General features: G+C 71.4%; 18 protein-coding genes. 10 read left to right on the top strand and 8 right to left on the bottom strand.

The genetic code is table 11. From position 1 onward, the window contains the following. Positions 1-85: 85 nt before the first annotated feature. The 6 genes from AB0C96_RS30280 to AB0C96_RS30255 all read left to right on the top strand — a co-directional run bounded on the left by AB0C96_RS30280 (position 86) and on the right by AB0C96_RS30255 (position 6,582). On the top strand, positions 86-1,714 hold the full coding sequence (locus tag AB0C96_RS30280; protein WP_362921761.1) for an ABC transporter ATP-binding protein: 1,629 nt from the start codon (positions 86-88) through the stop codon (positions 1,712-1,714). Continuing rightward, a complete protein-coding gene (locus tag AB0C96_RS30275) occupies positions 1,711-2,817 on the top strand; it encodes an ABC transporter permease (protein WP_362921715.1) in 1,107 nt (368 codons plus the stop codon). Before AB0C96_RS30280 ends, AB0C96_RS30275 begins: the two co-directional genes overlap by 4 nt. Next, a complete protein-coding gene (locus AB0C96_RS30270; RefSeq protein ID WP_362921713.1) occupies positions 2,814-4,112 on the top strand; it encodes an ABC transporter permease in 1,299 nt (432 codons plus the stop codon). The genes AB0C96_RS30275 and AB0C96_RS30270 overlap by 4 nt, the downstream gene beginning before the upstream one ends. Continuing rightward, positions 4,109-4,504, top strand: coding sequence for a cytidine deaminase (locus AB0C96_RS30265; protein ID WP_362921711.1), 396 nt, complete (start codon positions 4,109-4,111; stop codon positions 4,502-4,504). The genes AB0C96_RS30270 and AB0C96_RS30265 overlap by 4 nt, the downstream gene beginning before the upstream one ends. 97 nt (positions 4,505-4,601) lie before the next feature. Next, complete coding sequence (locus tag AB0C96_RS30260; protein ID WP_362921710.1) at positions 4,602-5,879, top strand: thymidine phosphorylase; 1,278 nt, start codon at positions 4,602-4,604, stop codon at positions 5,877-5,879. 109 nt (positions 5,880-5,988) lie between these two features. Then, a complete protein-coding gene (locus tag AB0C96_RS30255; RefSeq protein ID WP_362921708.1) occupies positions 5,989-6,582 on the top strand; it encodes a Uma2 family endonuclease in 594 nt (197 codons plus the stop codon). A 105-nt stretch (positions 6,583-6,687) separates the two neighbouring features. Here the strand turns inward: AB0C96_RS30255 and AB0C96_RS30250 are convergent, their stop codons facing one another. After that, positions 6,688-8,010, bottom strand: a complete 1,323-nt coding sequence (locus tag AB0C96_RS30250) for an MFS transporter (RefSeq protein WP_362921706.1) — start codon at positions 8,008-8,010, stop codon at positions 6,688-6,690. A 95-nt stretch (positions 8,011-8,105) separates the two neighbouring features. Here AB0C96_RS30250 and AB0C96_RS30245 point away from each other — a divergent pair, with 95 nt between their 5' ends. After that, positions 8,106-9,110: a LysR family transcriptional regulator gene (locus tag AB0C96_RS30245; protein WP_362921705.1), complete on the top strand. Its 1,005-nt coding sequence runs from the start codon at positions 8,106-8,108 to the stop codon at positions 9,108-9,110. Positions 9,111-9,177: 67 nt separating this feature from the next. On the opposite strand, the gene AB0C96_RS30240 is transcribed toward AB0C96_RS30245, so the two are convergent. Further along, entirely contained in the window at positions 9,178-9,945 is a 768-nt protein-coding gene (locus tag AB0C96_RS30240) for an alpha/beta hydrolase (RefSeq protein ID WP_362921703.1), read from the bottom strand. Between the two features lie 103 nt (positions 9,946-10,048). On the opposite strand from AB0C96_RS30240, the gene AB0C96_RS30235 reads away from it, so the two are divergent. Both AB0C96_RS30235 and AB0C96_RS30230 read left to right on the top strand, forming a co-directional pair. Next, complete coding sequence (locus AB0C96_RS30235; RefSeq protein ID WP_362921701.1) at positions 10,049-11,185, top strand: adenosine deaminase; 1,137 nt, start codon at positions 10,049-10,051, stop codon at positions 11,183-11,185. Between the two features lie 173 nt (positions 11,186-11,358). Next, a complete protein-coding gene (locus AB0C96_RS30230) occupies positions 11,359-11,649 on the top strand; it encodes a hypothetical protein (RefSeq protein ID WP_362921699.1) in 291 nt (96 codons plus the stop codon). A 121-nt stretch (positions 11,650-11,770) separates the two neighbouring features. On the opposite strand, the gene AB0C96_RS30225 is transcribed toward AB0C96_RS30230, so the two are convergent. The 5 genes from AB0C96_RS30225 to afsQ1 form a co-directional block, all read right to left on the bottom strand. Beyond that, a complete protein-coding gene (locus AB0C96_RS30225; protein ID WP_362921697.1) occupies positions 11,771-11,980 on the bottom strand; it encodes a PspC domain-containing protein in 210 nt (69 codons plus the stop codon). A 46-nt stretch (positions 11,981-12,026) separates the two neighbouring features. Further along, positions 12,027-12,581: a VanZ family protein gene (locus tag AB0C96_RS30220; protein WP_362921696.1), complete on the bottom strand. Its 555-nt coding sequence runs from the start codon at positions 12,579-12,581 to the stop codon at positions 12,027-12,029. Between the two features lie 142 nt (positions 12,582-12,723). Next, the gene (locus AB0C96_RS30215) at positions 12,724-13,353 is read right to left on the bottom strand and encodes a hypothetical protein (RefSeq protein ID WP_362921694.1); all 630 of its coding nucleotides are present in this window, start codon (positions 13,351-13,353) and stop codon (positions 12,724-12,726) included. Then, positions 13,350-15,029, bottom strand: a complete 1,680-nt coding sequence (locus AB0C96_RS30210) for a HAMP domain-containing sensor histidine kinase (protein WP_362921760.1) — start codon at positions 15,027-15,029, stop codon at positions 13,350-13,352. Before AB0C96_RS30210 ends, AB0C96_RS30215 begins: the two co-directional genes overlap by 4 nt. A gap of 107 nt (positions 15,030-15,136) precedes the next feature. Next, a complete protein-coding gene (gene afsQ1, locus AB0C96_RS30205) occupies positions 15,137-15,814 on the bottom strand; it encodes a two-component system response regulator AfsQ1 (RefSeq protein ID WP_181924064.1) in 678 nt (225 codons plus the stop codon). A 224-nt stretch (positions 15,815-16,038) separates the two neighbouring features. On the opposite strand from afsQ1, the gene AB0C96_RS30200 reads away from it, so the two are divergent. Then, complete coding sequence (locus AB0C96_RS30200; protein WP_362921692.1) at positions 16,039-16,839, top strand: SigE family RNA polymerase sigma factor; 801 nt, start codon at positions 16,039-16,041, stop codon at positions 16,837-16,839. 212 nt (positions 16,840-17,051) lie between these two features. Here the strand turns inward: AB0C96_RS30200 and AB0C96_RS30195 are convergent, their stop codons facing one another. Further along, on the bottom strand, positions 17,052-17,528 hold the full coding sequence (locus AB0C96_RS30195) for an OsmC family protein (protein ID WP_362921690.1): 477 nt from the start codon (positions 17,526-17,528) through the stop codon (positions 17,052-17,054). Positions 17,529-17,551: the final 23 nt, after the last annotated feature.

Genomic DNA, 17,551 nt, shown 5'->3' with positions numbered 1-17,551 from the left:
ACTACGCGCGTAGCGTTGAGTTGGCGCGATATCTTCTCCTCCCCGCTCTTCCTTACCACTCCCTGTCCCCCGAGGAGAGTGCGCCATCAAAGCGTCCAGCAGCCCCCAGGCAGACAGCGCCTCCGCCGCAGCACCGGCGGTGGAACTCCGCGGGATCACCAAGCGGTTCCCCGGCGTCGTCGCCAACCACGACATCGACATCACCATCCACCGCGGCACCGTGCACGCGCTGGTCGGCGAGAACGGCGCGGGCAAGTCCACGCTGATGAAGATCCTCTACGGCATGCAGAAGCCGGACGAGGGAACGATCGGCATCGACGGCGAACAGGTCAGCTTCCACAGCCCGGCCGACGCCATCGCCCGCGGCATCGGCATGGTGCACCAGCACTTCATGCTCGCCGACAACCTCACCGTCCTGGAGAACGTCGTTCTCGGCGGCGAGAAGCTGCACGGCATCGGCGGCAAGGCCCGCGCCGAGATCCTCAAGATCTCCGACCGCTACGGCCTCGGCGTCCGCCCCGACGTCCTCGTCGAGGACCTCGGCGTCGCCGACCGTCAGCGCGTGGAGATCCTCAAGGTCCTCTACCGGGGCGCCCGCACGCTGATCCTCGACGAGCCGACCGCCGTCCTGGTCCCCCAGGAGGTCGATGCGCTCTTCGACAACCTGCGCGAGCTCAAGGCCGAGGGCCTGACCGTCATCTTCATCTCGCACAAGCTGGGCGAGGTGCTCTCCGTCGCCGACGACATCACCGTCATCCGGCGCGGCACCACCGTCGCCTCGGTCGTCCCCGGCGAGACCACGCCCAAGCAGCTCGCCGAGCTGATGGTCGGCAGCGAGCTGCCCTCGCCGCAGACCCGTGAGTCCACCGTCACGGACGTGGAGATGCTGAAGGTCGAAGGGCTGCGGCTGTCCACCGCCGACGCCGAGGGCGTGGAGCGCACCGTCCTGGACGATGTGTCGCTGACCATCCACAAGGGCGAGGTGCTGGGCATCGCGGGTGTGGAGGGCAACGGCCAGGCCGAACTGGTCGAGGCCATCATGGGCATGCGCGACCCCGACGGCGGCACCATCACGCTGGACGCCGTCGACATCAGCCACCTGCCCACCCGCACCCGGCGCGAGGACGGCATCGGCTACATCCCCGAGGACCGCCACCGGCACGCCCTGCTGCTGGAGGCCCCGCTGTGGGAGAACCGCATCCTGGGCCACGTCACCGAGAAGCCCAACGCCAAGGGCCGGCTGCTCGACCTGAAGGCGGCCCGTGCCGACACCGAGCGGATCGTCGCCGAGTACGACGTCCGCACCCCCGGCATCGAGGTCACCGCGGCGTCGCTCTCCGGCGGCAACCAGCAGAAGCTGATCGTCGGCCGTGAGATGAGCCACCACCCCAAGCTGCTGATCGCCGCGCACCCCACGCGGGGCGTGGACGTCGGCGCCCAGGCGCAGATCTGGGACCAGATCCGCGCCGCCCGCCGCGAAGGCCTCGCCGTCCTGCTGATATCCGCGGACCTGGACGAGCTGATCGGCCTGTCCGACTGTCTGCGGGTGATGTACCGCGGCCGGCTGGTCGCGGACGCGGACCCCGCCACCATCACCCCGGAGGAGTTGGGCTCGGCCATGACCGGCGCAGCCAGCGGTCATCTGACCCATTCCGACAACGTCCCCGCCGCGGACCCGGAGCCGCGCTCGTCCCAGGAGGGGGAGTCCGAGTGAAGAAGCTCGACAAGAACAAGCTGATCCTGGGCATAGCTGCCCCCCTCCTCGCCATCGTGGCGGCCCTCGCCATCACCTCGGTGATCATCCTGGTCACCGGCAAGGACCCGATACACGCCTACGCGGTGATGGCCGACTTCGGCTCCAAGAGCGACAGCCAGGTCTGGATCATCAACAAGGCGATCCCGTACTACCTGTCCGCGCTGGCCGTCGCCATCGGCTTCCGGATGAACCTCTTCAACATCGGCGTCGACGGCCAGTACCGCATCGCGGCGTTCTTCGCCGCGGTGGTCGGCGGTGCGCTGACGCTCCCCGGTTTCCTCCAGATCCCGCTGATCATCATCGTCGCGATGCTGGTCGGCTCGGTCTGGGCGGGCATCGCGGGTCTGCTGAAGACCACCCGCGGCGTCAGCGAGGTGATCACCACGATCATGCTGAACGCCATCGCGGCCGCGGTCATCGGCTACTTCCTCCAGGACGGTCGGCTCGCGGTCAAGGACGGCAACCTCTTCCACACGCCGAACCTCCCGGCCTCCAGCCACTTCTTCACCATCCCCACCACGCCCGCTCCCATCGACGGCTTCCTCGTCGTCGCGGTCGTCGTCGGCGTCCTGTACTGGTTCGTACTCAACCGCACCCGCTTCGGCTTCGACCTCCGCACGGTCGGTCAGTCCGAGTCCGCGGCCGAGGCCAGCGGCGTCAGCGTCAAGCGGATGATCGTCACCTCGATGCTGCTGTCCGGCGCCGCGGCGGGCCTGATCGGCATGCCGACCCTGCTCGGGTCCTCGTACAACTACGGCACCGACTTCCCCATCGGCATCGGCTTCACCGGCATCGCCATCGCGCTGCTGGGCCGCAACCACCCGTTCGGCATGGCCGCCGCCGCACTGCTGTGGGGCTTCCTCGAACGCACCGGCACCCAGCTGGAGTTCGAGGACTACCAGCAGGAGATCGTCGGCGTGATGCAGGGCGTCATCGTGCTGTGCGTCGTCGTCGCCTACGAACTCGTGCGGCGCTACGGCCTCAGACTCCAGCAGCGGCAGGTCGGCGCGGAGCTCGCCGCCCAGGCCCGTAAGACCGAGAAGGCGGAGGTGTCCTCGTGAGCGCGAACCTCACGGCTCCGGTCGACCAGAGCCCCAGCGACAAGACCAAGTCCAAGTCCAAGACCGCCCGGGCCAAGCTCAGCTACCCCAAGGTCCTGCTGCTCGTCTCGGGCAGCCTGCTCCTGCTGTCCCTGCTGCGGGTCGTCACGGGCGCCAACAACCTGACCGAGTCCGGCCAGTACACCGCCGCGCTCAACGCCGCCGTCCCGATCGGCCTGGCCGGCCTGGGCGGTCTGTGGGCCGAGCGCTCCGGCGTCATCAACATCGGCCTCGAAGGCATGATGATGCTCGGCGCCTTCTCCGCCGGCGCGGTCGGCTGGCAGCACGGCCCCTGGGCCGCGGCACTGGCCGGTATCGTCGGTGGTGCGCTCGGCGGACTGCTGCACGCCGTCGTCACCGTCACCTTCGGCGTCGACCACATCATCTCCGGCGTCGCCATCAACATCATGGCGCTCGGCATGACCCAGTTCCTCGCCAAGCTGTGGTTCGGCGCGGACGGCAGTGCGGCAGCGGCCGCCGGTGGCAACGACAAGCAGTCGCCACCGATGCCCGACATGCCGACGTTCACCGTCCCCGGCCTGTCCGACTGGCTCTACTCCATCGAGCAGCACCACTGGTTCCTGGTCTCCGACGTGGCCGGCATCCTCGGCTCCCTGGTCACCAACGTCTCCTGGCTGACCCTGCTGACCGTCGTCGTCTTCGTGCTCAGCGCCTTCGTCCTGTGGCGTTCCCCCTTCGGCCTGCGGCTGCGCTCCTGCGGTGAGGGCCCGATCGCGGCCGAGTCGCTGGGCGTCAACGTCTACCGCTACAAGTACGCCGCGGTGGTCGTCTCCGGTGCGCTGGCCGGCCTCGGCGGCGCGTTCCTCGCGATCTACGTGCACATCTACCAGGACGGCCAGACCGGCGGCCGCGGCTACATCGGCCTCGCCACCATGATCTTCGGCAACTGGCGGCCGGGCGGCGTCGCCATGGGCGCCGGCCTGTTCGGCTTCATGGACGCGCTCCAGCTGCGCGGCGGCGGCCCCACCGTCCACGCGCTGCTGCTCCTGCTCGCCGTCCTGCTGGTCGGCCTCGCGCTGTGGAAGCTGCGCGGCGGGCAGCGCACCCAGGCCGTGCTCAGCCTGGTTTCCGCCGCACTGCTGGCCCTCTGGTACGCCACCACCGACACGGTCCCGCTGGAGATCGTCGGCGTGGCCCCGTACATCGCCACGCTGTTGGTGCTCTCATTGGCCGCGCAACGACTGCGGGCACCGAAGGCCATCGGCAAGATCTACCGGAGAGGTCAGGGCAAGTGACCACCACTCCCGACTGGGAGTCGCTCCGGCGGCAGGCCCGGGACGCGATGTCCCGGGCCTACGCCCCGTACTCGGGCTACCCCGTGGGCGCCGCCGCCCTCGTGGACGACGGCCGCACGGTCACCGGCTGCAACGTCGAGAACGCCTCGTACGGCCTCGGTCTGTGCGCCGAATGCGGTCTGGTCTCCGCCCTGTTCGCCAGCGGGGGCGGCCGGCTGACCGCCTTCACCTGCGTCGACGGCGGCGGTGAACCGCTCGTCCCGTGCGGCCGCTGCCGCCAGCTCCTCCACGAGCACGGCGGCCCCGACCTGCTGGTGGACACCCCGGCCGGTGTCCGCCCGCTCTCTGAGCTGCTGCCGGACGCCTTCGGGCCGGGGCATCTGACCGGATGACGGGCTGGCGGCCCGGCTGCCCCGGGTCGCCGCCGCCCTGGCCACTCCGGCGTCTATGCGTGTAGAACGGGACCCACCCGTTCGAAAGGAACCGTCCATGGACGCCATCTCCGTCATCCGCACCAAGCGCGACCGCGGCGAGCTGACCCCCGCTCAGATCGACTGGGTCATCGACGCCTACACCCGCGGCGAGGTCGCCCACGAACAGATGTCGTCCCTGGCGATGGCCATCTTCCTCAACGGCATGAACCGCACGGAGATCGCCCGCTGGACCGCCGCTATGATCGCCTCCGGCGAGCGCATGGACTTCTCCTCCCTCGCCCGCCCCACCGCCGACAAGCACTCCACCGGCGGTGTCGGCGACAAGATCACCCTCCCGCTCGCCCCCCTCGTCGCCGCCTGCGGCGCCGCCGTGCCCCAGCTCTCCGGCCGCGGCCTCGGCCACACCGGCGGCACCCTCGACAAGCTGGAGTCCATCCCCGGCTGGCGCGCCCAGCTGAGCAACGACGAGATGCTCGACGTCCTGCGCGACGTCGGCTCCGTCATCTGCGCCGCCGGCGACGGACTCGCCCCCGCCGACAAGAAGCTCTACGCGCTCCGCGACGTCACCGGCACCGTCGAGTCCATCCCGCTCATCGCCTCCTCGATCATGTCCAAGAAGATCGCCGAAGGCACCGGCTCCCTGGTCCTCGACGTCAAGGTCGGCTCCGGGGCCTTCATGAAGCACCTCGACGACGCCCGCGAACTCGCCTCCACCATGGTCGAATTGGGCACCGACCACGGCGTGAAGACGGTCGCCCTGCTCACCGACATGGCCACCCCCCTCGGCCGCACCGCCGGCAACGCCCTGGAAGTCCGCGAGTCCGTCGAGGTACTGGCCGGCGGCGGCCCCCAGGACGTCATCGACCTCACCCTCGCCCTCGCCCGCGAGATGCTCGACGCCGCCGGCCTCAAGGACGCCGACCCCGCCAAGGCCCTCGCCGACGGCTCCGCCATGGACCACTGGCGCCGCATGATCACCGCCCAGGGCGGCGACCCCGACGCCCCCCTCCCCGTGGCCCGCGAACAGCACACCGTGACCGCCTCCTCCTCCGGCACCCTCACCACCCTCGACGCCTACGCCGTCGGCCTCGCCGCCTGGCGCCTCGGCGCCGGCCGCGCCCGCAAGGAGGACCCGGTGCAGGCCGCCGCCGGCATCGAACTCCACGCCAAGCCGGGCGACCCCGTCACCGCCGGACAGCCGCTCCTCACCCTGCACACCGACACCCCCGAGAAGCTCCCGTACGCCCTTGAGGCCCTGGACGGCGGCTTCCTCGTCGGCCCGGCGGACACCCCCTTCACGGCGGGTCCGGTGGTGCTGGAACGTATCGGCTGACCTCTGGGTTGACCTGCGGTTTTCTCATTCGGGTGAACGGGATCGGTGGACCTTCGCCGGTCCCGTTCGGCATGCTGGGATCGGTGACGTACCGATAGAGGAGACCGCCATGAGCGCACTCACCGTCGACCACACCGTGGGCAACAACCCCGAGTGGGACGACCTCGTCCGTATCTGGGAGCAGGCGGACGCACGCGAGGGCTGGAGGGTGGAGATCATCGAGGGGATCGTCACTGTGTCGCCACCGCCCGGCAGCAACCACAACTTCATCGCCGCGAAGATCCAGCGTCGTCTGTACTCCGTACTCCCGGAGGACTGGGACATCTATCAGACCCTCGGGACGGGTGTCCCCCGACGTAAGGGGCTCTACATCCCGGACCTCGCCGTAGTTCCGGACGACGTCGTCCTCGACAGGACCGGCGAATATGTCCCGGCGTCCGCCGCCAAGCTGATCGTCGAGGTCACCTCCCAGTCCAACGCCAGCAACGACCGGATTGCCAAGGCCGCGGGCTACGCCAAGGCGGGGGTCCCGCTCTATCTGCTCGTCGACCGATGGGCCCCCGCCGGCCCGACCATCACTCTCTATGGCGAACCGACGGGTGACGTCTACCGTGTCCTCCAGACCGTGAAGTTCGGCGACGAGCTGGTGCTTCCCGCGCCCTTCGAAGTCGCCCTGGACACCGGCGCTTTCCCGGTCGACTGACGGCGCATCGACGGACGATGGGCCCGCCCCACCAGGACAGGTGGCGGGGCAGGCCCTTCGGTTCGAGGAGCGCCGGGGCGCCGGGCGTCGGGCGCCGGTGACGGGCTACGCGGCCTTGCCCAGGCTCAGCAGCCGCCGTTCGGCCACGGCCTTGCGGGTGGCGTAGAGGGTGATCGAGACGGCGCCGACCATCGCGACCAGGCCGAGCAGCACGGTGCCCTCCCAGCCGACCGCGTGGAAGGCGGCGGCGCCCAGGGCGCCTCCCAGGCTGCTGCCGACGTAGTACGCGCACTGGTAGAGCGCCGACGCTTGCGCACGAGCCGTCTTGGCGGTGTGGCTCACCGCGGAGGAGGCCACCGCGTGGCCCGCGAAGAAGCCCGCGGTGATCAGCACCAGGCCCGCCAGCACCGCGGCCACCGAGTCGGCCAGCGTCAGCAGCAGACCCGTCGACGTGGTGCTGACGGCCAGGTAGAGCGCACCGCGCCGGCCCACCCGGGCGACCAGCTGGCCGGCCGCCGCCGAGGAGACCGTACCGACCAGGTAGATCACGAAGATCGAACCGACGATGCCCTGGGGGAGGTTGAACGGCTCCGCGACCAGGCGGTACCCGATGACCGTGTACACCGCGCCGAAGACCGTCATGAACAGCGCGCCGATGCCGTAGAGACGGCGCAGCAGCGGATGGGCGAGATGCCCGCCGAGGGTACGGGCCAGCGCCCGAGGCCCCACCGAACGCGGTGCGAAGTGCCGGGCCCTGGGCACCAGCAGCCGGAACGTCACCGCACACACCACGGCCAGCACGCCCACCGCGGCCAGCGCGGCCCGCCAACCCCAGGCCTGGGACACCCAGCCGGTCACGATCCGGCCGGACATCCCGCCGATGCTGTTGCCCGCCACGAACAACCCGATGGCCGCCACCAGCGCCTTGGCGCGCACCTCCTCGGCCAGGAACGCCATCGCCGAGGCCGGCAACCCGGCCAGCGCCACGCCCTGCACGGCGCGCAGCGCGATCAACGCACCGATGGACGGCGCGAACGGCACCACCATCGCGACCAGCGCCGCCACCGTCAGCGACATCGTCATCACCATGCGTCGGCCGAACCGCTCGGACACCGCACTCAGCGGAATCACCCCGAGCGCCAGCCCGAAGGTGGCCGCCGACACCGTCCAGCTCGCCTGGTCCGGGCTCACCCCGAGATCGGTGGAGATCGCGGGCAGCAGCGCCTGCGTCGAGTACAGCAGCGCGAAGGTGGCCACACCGGCGGCGAACAGGGCGAAGCTCATCCGGCGGTAACCGGGCCCGCCCGGCCGCAACTTGCCCGACTCGGGATCGGGCGCGGCGGCAGAGGAAGAAGAGGAGTCTGTGGACGACTGGGGAGAGGCGGCCGCACGGTCGGTGACGGACGCCCCGGTATCAGCGGGAGGCATGCTTCGAAGGTAGGACGGCACGGTTCATGCGTCCAATGCATGGAAACTGCATAATCGATTCTGTGATGCATGATCCCAGTTCACAGGGCCCTCTGTTGCAAGGTCGCAACAGAAAACACGTACCGGAACCGGGCCGCCGGCCCACCGGCGCCGCCCCGGGCGTCCCGGGCGTCCCGGAGCCGGCCGAGCTCGGCAGCGACTCGTGGGCGGCGTTGCTCGCCCCGCGCCTGGCCCAGTTCACCGCCGTCGCCCGGCACGAGCACGTCACCCGCGCCGCCCAGGAACTCGGCATGCCCCAGCCGACGCTCAGCCGCGCCCTCGTCCGCCTGGAGGACGACCTCGGCGTCACCCTCTTCGCCCGGCACGGCCGCACCCTCTCCCTCACCCCGGCCGGTCGCGCCTTCCTCGCCTCCACCGAACGGGCGTTGACGGACCTGGAGCGCGCGACCGAATCCGTACGCGCCGACGTCGACCCCGCGGCCGGCAAGGTCGCCTTCGGCTTTCTGCACACCCTCGGCTCCGAGACCGTGCCCGGCCTGATCCGGAGCTTCCGCGTCGACCACCCGCGCGTCCGCTTCCAACTCGTCCAGAACTACGGCGAGGCGATGATCGAGCGGATGCGCGCCGGTGACCTCGACCTCTGTCTGACCTCGCCGGTCCCGGACTACCCAGACCTGGTCGCCCGCCGGCTCGACGAACAGAAGCTCCGCCTCGTCGTGCCCGAGGACCACCCGCTGGCCTCCCGCAAGCGGATCCGGCTCGCCGAGGCCGCCGGTGAACTGTTCGTCACCCTCGAACCGGGCTACGGGCTCCGCCGGATCACCGACGCGCTGTGCACCGAGGCCGGCTTCAGCCCACGGGTGGCGTTCGAGGGCGAGGAGGCCGAGACGCTGCGCGGGCTGGTCGCCGCCGGGCTCGGCGTGGCGCTGCTGCCGCCGCCCGCCGTGCCCCGCCCCGGCGTCGTGGAACTCACCGTGACGGCCCCGCGCGCCGTCCGCGAGATCGGCGTCGCCTGGCTCGACGGCCACCCGGACACCCCGCCGGTGGCCGCCTTCAAGAAGTTCCTGCTGAGCCGCCGGGGACGGCTCCTGCCGCGCTGAACCCCCGGGCGCGGCCGGCCCGGCACCCCATGGCTCCCGCCACGACCCGCCGTGCCGACCGACCGCCTCAGTGCCGCAGCGACGCCCCGAACCCCGAGGCCAGGGGCATGCGCAGGCCCAGGGGCGGCGGGGCGGCCAGGGCGTCCTTCACGGGGCGGGAGTAGTCGCGGGCGAAGAGCGAGCCGAGCATGAAGTCGGCGGCGAGGGCGTGGACTTCGGTGCGGTGCTGGTGCAGCGAGTGGCCGTCGGAGTGCACCTCGAAGCGGCAGGTGTCGCGGTTGACCTTCTTGGCGCGCTCGGCGTAGCGGTAGGAGAGGTCGGGGTCGTGGCGCTCGTCGTTGGTGCCGTGCACGAGGAGGACGCGGCGGCCGATGAGCTGTTTCACCGGATCGGGCTGTTCGTCGTGCCGGCGCGGGTCGGACAGCCAAGGAGCGATCGCCAGCACGGAGTTGACGGCGGGGTGTCCCGCGGCGTGCAGCGCGGCGCGGGCGCCCATGCCGGTGCCGACGAGGCAGACGGGGACGTCGCCGTAGCGGCGGACCACCTCCTCCAGCGCCCAGGTGGCGTCCCGCGCGGGGTGTGCCGCGCTGCCGTTCCAGCCGCGGCAGCGGTAGTGCACGACGTGCGCGGTCAGCCCCTCGGGGCGCCCCGCCCGGGCCAGCCGGACCGCGAGCGGACGCACCGCCAACGCGGGCACCGGCGACGGGCGTCGCACGCCGGTCGCCCCGCCTCCCGGCAGTAAGAGGGCGACCCCGCTCACCGCCCCCTGGGTTCCGTTTCTTCCCAGCTGTCTTCCCAGCCGGGCCTCGCGCACCGGCAGTGCTTGCTGAGCCATGACCAGAACGATGGCAGAAGGAAGCGTGCCCGCCACCCTGTGGACGGGTCACTGTTACGTATCGTTCGGTGATATCTACGCGCGTAGGGGCTACAGTGCGGAGATGACGAGCGAGACCACCACCCTTCCCACCACTGAACAGATCCGTCGCGCCCCCAAGGTGCTGCTCCACGACCACCTGGACGGCGGCCTGCGCCCGGCCACGGTCGTCGACCTGGCCCGTCAGAACGGCTACGAAGGGCTGCCCGAGACCGACCCGGAGAAGCTCGGGATCTGGTTCCGCGAGGCCGCCGATTCGGGTTCTCTGGAGCGCTATCTGGAGACCTTCGCGCACACCTGCGCCGTCATGCAGACCCGCGACGCGCTGGCCCGGGTGGCCGCCGAGTGCGCCGAGGACCTGGCCGCCGACGGTGTGGTCTACGCCGAGGTCCGCTACGCGCCCGAGCAGCACCTGGAGCAGGGGCTGACCCTCGAAGAGGTCGTCGAGGCGGTCAACGAGGGCTTCCGCGAGGGCGAGCGGCGGGCCCGCGAGAACGGCCACCGCATCCGCGTCGGCGCGCTGCTGACCGCCATGCGGCACGCCGCCCGCGCCCTGGAGATCGCCGAACTCGCCAACCGCTACCGGGACTCCGGCGTCGTCGGCTTCGACATCGCGGGCGCCGAGGCCGGCTACCCTCCCACCCGCCACCTCGACGCGTTCGAGTACCTCAAGCGGGAGAACAACCACTTCACCATCCACGCCGGTGAGGCCTTCGGCCTGCCGTCCATCTGGCAGGCGCTCCAGTGGTGCGGCGCCGACCGACTCGGCCACGGCGTCCGGATCATCGACGACATCGAGGTCGCCGACGACGGCTCGGTCACGCTCGGCCGGCTCGCCTCGTACGTGCGGGACAAGCGCATCCCGCTGGAGATGTGCCCGACCTCCAACCTCCAGACCGGTGCCGCCCCGTCCTACGCGGAGCACCCCATCGGCCTGCTGCGTCGGCTCCAGTTCAGGCTGACGGTCAACACCGACAACCGGCTGATGAGCGGTACGAACATGTCCCGGGAATTCGAGCACCTGGTCAAGACATTTCGCTACACGCTCGACGACATGCAGTGGTTTACAGTCAATGCGATGAAATCAGCGTTCATTCCTTTCGATGAACGTCTCGCCATGATCAATGACGTCATCAAGCCCGGATACGCGGAACTGCGGGCCGAATGGCTCTTCCGTCCGGCGGGTTCATCGCCCGCATGAGCAGGGATTATGCCCTCGCGTAGGGCATAGCGCGAGCATATAGCGCAACGGCCGGTGGAATGTCCACCGGCCGTTTTTTCTTTACCTTGTGGCTGTTTGCGGCGCCGGTTGTCGCGTCACTAGGTTCATGTGTCGGTCAAGTCGCATCTTCCCCATCACGAGGACGTAATTCGATGAAGCAGGGAACCATCAAGACTCTCGGTGCCGCCGCTCTCGGTGCCGCCATCGCCGTCACCGCAGCGGGCGCCGCCAACGCGGCCACCCCGGTGGCCGGAGCCGACACCACGGGTGTGCTGAAGAACCTGCCGGTGGGCGACACCGCCAAGACCCTCTCCGGGGCCACCAAGACCGTCTCCAACGTCAAGCCGGGCAGCAACGACGTCAAGATCCGCCCGAACACCAAGGGCAACAAGCTGCTCGGTGGCCTGCCGGTCGTCACCAAGAACCTGCCGCAGCTTCCCTGACACGGTCCTCTGCGCCGTCCCCCGGGGACGTGCAACGCGTCGTGCCCCGGCCGTAGCCCTCGTGCTCACGGCCGGGGCGTCGTCGTGTCCCGGCCGCTCCCGGCCCGGCCGGCGGGCCGGCTCACCAGGCGGTGGCGCTGGTGGCCTTGTCCTCCGAGGGGAGGAGTATCCACAGCGCCAGGTAGAGCAGGAACTGCGGGCCGGGGAGCAGGCACGACAGGACGAAGATCACGCGCATCGTCGTCGGGGTGGTACCGAAGCGACGGGCCAGGCCCGCGCAGACTCCGGCGATCATGCGGTTGTCGTGGGGGCGGACCAGTGCGGCGGCCATGGTGGGTGACTCCTTTTCGACTTCGTGAGGCGTTTGCCCCGATGTCTCAAAGGTAGGTCCGGCCACCCGAGAGCGCGTCGGTCTGCCGGGCGACGCCGACCCTGGGAATCCTCGGGGTCGCACCCCTGGGCTCCTCGTACCGCCGGCGGAGCGCGCACCGGGCCCCAGGGACGACGGCCAGGTGCACCAGTGCCACCCCGAGCGTGTTCAGCAGCACCGAGTCGACGTCCGGCACCCGGCCGGGGATCCCGGACTGCAACAGCTCGATGGCCAGCGCGATCATCGCGCCGGCGAAGACGGTACGGGTCAGCGACACCAGCGGAGAAACGTTCAGCCGCCCGGCCGAGAGCGGCAGCAGGACCCCCAGCGGCGCCAGCAGCAGCACCGGCCCGCCCAGATGCTGCACGGCCTCCCACGACAGGCCGTGGACCAGCTCGGCCCGGATCGTCGCCAGCGGCCGGAGGTTCGGAGCCGGCACCCAGGGCACCGTACGGGGACGCAGTGTGAGCCAGCCGACGATCAGCAGATGCGCCACGAGGAGCAGGAGTCCGGTGACGCGCATACGGGGGGCGGCGGTGGTGCCGGGGCCATGAGGCTGCACACAGGCCAGGACGCCGGTAGCGGCGGTTGCGGTTCCGCCCCGTTGCACCCGTCTTGACCGGGCCGTGGCGCCGCCCCCGCCCCTGCCCCCGCCCGTCGCCCTCGGCACGACGCCCACCGTGTGCACCCGGGGCCGGTGGCGGCTACCCCTCGTCCGACAGGGGGTCTCCCCACCCCGCGTTCTCCGCGATGTCCGGGTTGGCCAGGACGTCGGCGGAGCAGTCGTAGCGGTGCGTCCGATCGCCGCTGCCGGGCCCGCCCAGTACGGCCGCGTGCGTCCGTCCCAGAGCCGGGCTCGTGCCGTAGGTGCACACCAGCTGGGCCAGTGCGAAGGACGGGAGGTCGTCCGGTCGGATGCTCAGCCGCAGGGCGTCCGCGGGGTCGCCGGGGCGCGGGCCGTCGACCTTCAGGTCGGCGGGCAGCGCGCTGCTGAAGCCGGCCGTCTCCTCGGCCGGCGACGGCGTGCGCTGCAACTCCTGGAGCAGCGCACGGGCGGCGTGCACCCGCGGGTCGGCGGAGCCGGTGCCCGTGGCCGGGGCGAGCGGCCGCTCGACCTGTGCCAGCGCCGAGCCGCACACCAGGTAGACCGCGGCCCGCTTGCCGTCGGCCGTCCCGGGTGCCGCCTCGCTCGACGGGGCCTTGCAGCTCACCCGGGAGGGCGCGCCGCCCGCGTCGACCGGCACCGACGTGCCCCGGATCCCGCAGCCCGCGGCGGCGAGCACCAGCGCCGCCACCCCGGCCGTCTGCCGCCAGCTCCGCCCGGTCGGCGTCATCGCTCGTCCTCCGTGCCCTCGTCGGCCGCGCCGTCCCTGCCGTTCGGGTCGCCGACCCGTCCGTCGTCGCCCGCCAGCGGGGAGGCGTCCATCGGCAGCCGCAGGGTGAACACCGCGCCGCCCTCGGGGAGGTTGGCCGCGGTGATCTCACCGCCGTGGATGTGGGCGTTCTCCAGGGCGATGGACAGGCCCAGGCCGCTGCCCTCCGAGCGCGGGCGGGAGGCGCTGGCCTTGTAGAAGCGGTCGAAGACGTGCGGCAGCACCTCTTCGGGGATGCCGGGGCCGTGGTCGCGAACGCGGATGACCAGCTGCCCGCCGCCGGGTCGGGGGCGCGCCTCGGGCGCCTCGGCGGCCTCGTCGACGGTGCCCTCCGGCGCGCTCCGGGTGCCGGAGCCGGCGGCGGGGCCCGTCGTGACGGCCTCGTCCTCGTCCGCCGCGTCGCCCCGGCGGACGTCCTCCGTGTGCACCGAAACCCGCACCGGCGAGCCGCCGTGCTTCAGGGCGTTGCCGATGAGGTTCGCCAGGATGACGTCGAGCCGCCGCGGGTCCAGCCGGGCCACGATGCCGCGGTCCGCGTCCAGTTCCACCGCGTCCAGCCAGGCCCGCGCGTCGATGCAGGCGGTCACCTGGTCCGCCACGTCGACGTCGTCGAGCACCAGCCGGGCCGTTCCCGCGTCGAAGCGGGTGACCTCCATCAGGTTCTCCACCAGGTCGTTCAGCCGCCGGGTCTCGCTGACCACCAGTTGGACGGCGGGCGCGATCATCGGGTCCAGGGAGTCGGCCTCCTCCTCCAGGACCTCGGAGACCGCGGTGATCGCCGTCAGCGGCGTCCGCAGTTCGTGCGACATGTCCGCGACGAACCGCCGGGAGGCGGCCTCCCGGGCGCTGAGCTCGTCGACCCGTTGCTCCAGTCGCTCCGCCGTGCGGTTGAACGTACGCGAGAGGTCGGCGAGTTCGTCGGTGCCGGTGACCCGCAGCCGGGTGTCCAGCCGTCCCTCGCCCAGCTGCCGCGCGGCGTGCCCCAGCCGTTGTACCGGGCGCAGCACGGTGGTCGCGGCCGCCTGCGCCAGCAGCGCCGAGCCGACCAGGGCGAGCGCGGTGGCGATGCCCAGCGACCAGGCGAGCGAGTTGAGGTCCTGCCGCTCGGTCGCGAGCGACTTCATCAGGTAGCCGGTCGGCCCGCCGCCGATCACCTTCGCGCCGGCCACGAGGTAGGGGACGTCCCCTACTTCCTGGCGCTGCCAGTACAGGTGGTGCGCGTAGTGGTTGGACTCGTCGACCGGCCGGACCTCGTTCACCGCGGTGCGCAGCGACTTCGGCACGCTCTTCAGCGTCAGCAGGTCCTTGTCGGTGGTGGCCGCGCAGGCCTTGCCCTCGCGGTCCACGCCGATCAGCAGCACCGCGTAGTTCTGCGGGCCGCTCGCCATCTGCCGTGCGGCGTCCTGGAGTTCGGCGCACCGCGGGCGTAGCGGCAGCGACCGCGTGCTGTCCTCCAGCGCCTTGCGGAAGTCCTTGAGGACGGCGTTCTGGGTGCGGTCCAGCACGGTGTTGCGGTTCAGCCAGTACGCGATGCCGGACGCGGAGACCGCGGCGGTCAGCGCCACCAGTGCGAACACCACGACCAGGCGCAGCCGCAGGCTGGTCCAGCGCAGCAGCCCCGAGGCGCGGCGGAGCAGCCGCGGCGCCCGCCGCCCGGAGGAGGACGACGGCGCGGGCGCGGCACCGCGCTCGGCCGGGTCGCCCGCGCCGTCGTCGGCCGGCCCGCCCGTGTGGGAACGTTCCGTCACTGTGGGGAGTCCAGCCGGTAGCCGACGCCGCGGACCGTACGGATCAGGGTCGGGGAGGACGGGACGTCCTCCACCTTGGCGCGCAGCCGCTGCACACAGGCGTCCACCAGGCGCGAGTCGCCGAGGTAGTCGTGCTCCCACACCAGCCGCAGCAGCTGCTGCCGGGACAGCGCCTGGCCGGGGCGGCGGCTGAGCTCCAGCAGCAACCGCAGCTCGGTCGGCGTCAGTTGCAGGTCCTCGCCGTTCTTGGTGACGGTCATCGCCGAGCGGTCGATCACCAGCGAGCCGAACGTCGCCGAGTCGTTGGACTCGCGCTCGCCGCGGCGCAGCACGGCCCGGATACGGGCGTCCAGCACCCGCCCCTGGACCGGTTTGACGACGTAGTCGTCGGCGCCGGACTCCAGGCCCACCACGACGTCGATGTCGTCGTTGCGCGCGGTGAGCAGGATGATGGGCAGCTGGTCCGTACGCCGGATCCGCCGGCACACCTCGAAACCGTCGATGCCCGGCAGCATCACGTCCAACACGATCAGGTCCGGGCGCTGCTCGCGCAGCAGCTTCAGGCCGTCCTCGCCCGTCGCCGCGGTCACCACACGGTGACCCTGGCGGGACAGCGAGAGTTCGAGGGCCGTGCGGATGGCGTCGTCGTCCTCGATCAGCAACAGGAAAGGCACAGCGCCATTCTGTCCCATGGGCGCCGGGACATCGACCGGTGCCGCCCGCGTGCCCGGGTCCCGTACGGGCGACGGGTTCCGCGGGGTGGCCACCGGCCCCTGTGACAGGTCTGTGACAGTCGGCGGACAACGCGATGAAACTGGCTTGGCAGTCTTTGGGGCACCGGGAGAGATCAACACCCGGGAGACACCGAACGAGCTGGCTCTACGACGGGGGGCGCGAGATGACCACACTGCACGGCAGCACTTCCAGCGCAGTTATCACGCGACTCCATGACGTCGTTCGGGCCACGGAGAAGTCCGGTGCCGTGAGCGGGCGGGGGTGCGCTCGCGGCGCCGGACGTCAGCGGCTGCCCTTCATGGTGGCCATCGACGCCACGAACGTGGACGTCAACGGGGGAACCGGGCGGCGGGAGAGTGCCGCCGCCCACGGGGGAAACACCGGGGGAGCGGAGTACGGGGAGGCCACGGGGGAACGGCGTTCCGCGTCGGAGGCGGCCGCGGCCGAAGCGGCCTTCACCGCCTACGTCCAGGAGCGCCGCGCCTCCCTGTACGCCACCGCCTACCACCTGACCGGCGACCGCTACGAGGCCGAGGACCTGCTCCAGAGCGCGCTGTTCTCGACCTACCGGGCGTGGGACCGGATCAGCGACAAGGCGGCGCTCGGCGGCTATCTGCGCCGCACCATGACCAACCTGCACATCAGCGCCTGGCGCCGTCGCAAGCTCAACGAGTACCCGACGGAGGAGCTGCCGGAGACCGCGGGCGAGGTGGACGCCATGCGCGGCACCGAGCTGCGCGCCGTGCTGTGGCAGGCGCTGGCCCGACTGCCCGAGACGCAGCGCACCATGCTGGTGCTGCGCTACTACGAGGGCCGTACGGACCCGGAGATCGCGGACATTCTCAACATCAGTGTCGGCACGGTGAAGTCGAGCATCTGGCGCGCCCTGCGCCGGCTGCGCGAGGACGAGGTCCTCAGCTTCGGCCGTGACGAGGAGGAGTCCTTCGGCGAGCTGGTGGCCTGAAGGACCGGGGGAGCCCGAGGGGGAACGGGGAACGCCCGAGGGGGAAAGGGGATACGGGGGACCGGCCGAAGCGGAGCGATCCGCGGAGGCCGGACGTATCGGGGGATACGGGGGAGAAAAAAGAGGGGGATACGGGGGAAGGAAGCGGGTTCGGGTGGCCGGGGGGTCTACCCGAACCCGCTTCTTCGTGTGTGCTGTTGGCGCGCGGGACCCTACGCCCCGCGCACCGTCATCACCGGCTCGTGCCGGACCGGGAAGTTCACCGAGTTGGCGATGAAGCACTTCGTGTGCGCCTCGCCGTGCAGCCGGCGGGCCCGCTCGACGTCGTCCGCCGACGCCACCTCGACCCGCGGCCGCAACACCACCTCCGTGAACCGGCCCCCGCCGGCGCCGTCCTCGGTCATCGTCCCGTCCGCCTCGTCGGTGTACCCGGTCACCACCACGCCCGCCAGCGCACACAGCGCCAGGTACGTCAGCATGTGGCACTGCGCGAGCGAGGCGAGCAGCAGCTGCTCGGGGTTCCAGCGGTCGGCCGTGCCGCGGAACGCGGGGTCCGCCGTGCCCGCCAGCGGCGGCGGGCCCTCGGCGCGCACCTCGTGCTCCCGGCCGTACCCGCGATAGCTGTCGGTCCCGGCGCCGGTGTTGCCGGTCCAGGTGACCGTGGTGCGGTAGTCGTGCTGCCGGGGCATCGGCAGACCTCCCCCTCGTCGGC

Source organism: Streptomyces sp. NPDC048506, from assembly GCF_040651315.1.
Lineage (GTDB): Bacteria > Actinomycetota > Actinomycetes > Streptomycetales > Streptomycetaceae > Streptomyces.
Note: the sequence above shows the minus strand (reverse complement) of the source record. Positions and strands in the feature narration are given on the sequence as shown.